Origin of the sequence: Sulfobacillus harzensis (genome assembly GCF_012933365.1) — a bacterium.
Classification (GTDB): domain Bacteria; phylum Bacillota; class Sulfobacillia; order Sulfobacillales; family Sulfobacillaceae; genus Sulfobacillus_B; species Sulfobacillus_B harzensis.
Genome location: NZ_JABBVZ010000319.1, coordinates 1 through 643, shown reverse-complemented (window position 1 = coordinate 643; position 643 = coordinate 1). Strand labels below are relative to the sequence as shown.

The 643-nt window shown below is 60.0% G+C and carries 1 protein-coding gene and 1 pseudogene; one reads left to right on the top strand and one right to left on the bottom strand.

Going from position 1 to position 643, the window contains the following annotated elements:
• On the bottom strand, positions 1-346 hold a 346-nt coding region (locus HIJ39_RS24470), incomplete at its 3' end, for a hypothetical protein (protein WP_243239937.1).
• Between the two features lie 46 nt (positions 347-392).
• Between HIJ39_RS24470 and HIJ39_RS24465 the strand changes: the two are divergent.
• A pseudogene (locus tag HIJ39_RS24465) lies at positions 393-643 on the top strand (RNA-guided endonuclease InsQ/TnpB family protein); the annotation flags it as partial.

The following is a 643-nucleotide window of genomic DNA, read 5'->3' as shown; positions in this document are numbered from 1 at the left end:
CGTCTTCACCTATCGGATTTCCCTCTCCCCGACCGAATGGGCCAAGGCGTCCGCCGCCCGAAGCGCGGCTGGAGACCTGTGGACCCATCTGGTCAAGATTCACCGTTTTTGTCGGCGGCGCCATTGGCCGTGGCCGACCGAAGCGCAACTCAAAACCCATTTCAAACGCCGCTTCCCGTTGCACTCGCAAACGGTCCAAGCGCTCATTGAGAAGTTTTGTGCCACGATTGATGGGGTGCGGACAAAACGCAAGAACGGCGATCAGCGGGCGCGATATCCCTGGAGGTTCCGCCGATACTTTAACCCGATTTTCAAAGGACAAGCCCTTAAGATTCAGAATCAGCATCTGCTGTTTGCCCCTCGGGCGCGGGCGCGAACCGATTCGGGTGCGTGTGCCGAAGGACATACCAACCGGTACGATTGTGCAAGCCGAGTTGGGGTATGGGGAGATCTATCTGACCATCACCCGCGAGATTCCCGCGCCCTTGCCCGCTGCCTCCGGCAAAGCCGGAGGTCTGGATATCGGCGTGATTCATCTGGGTATGGTCTCTGACGGCGACAAGGCGTTCGCGATATCCGGTCGGGGCCTCCGGTCCGTCAAGCAGGGCCGTGCGAAAGCCCAGGCCAAGCTCCGGAAGAAACG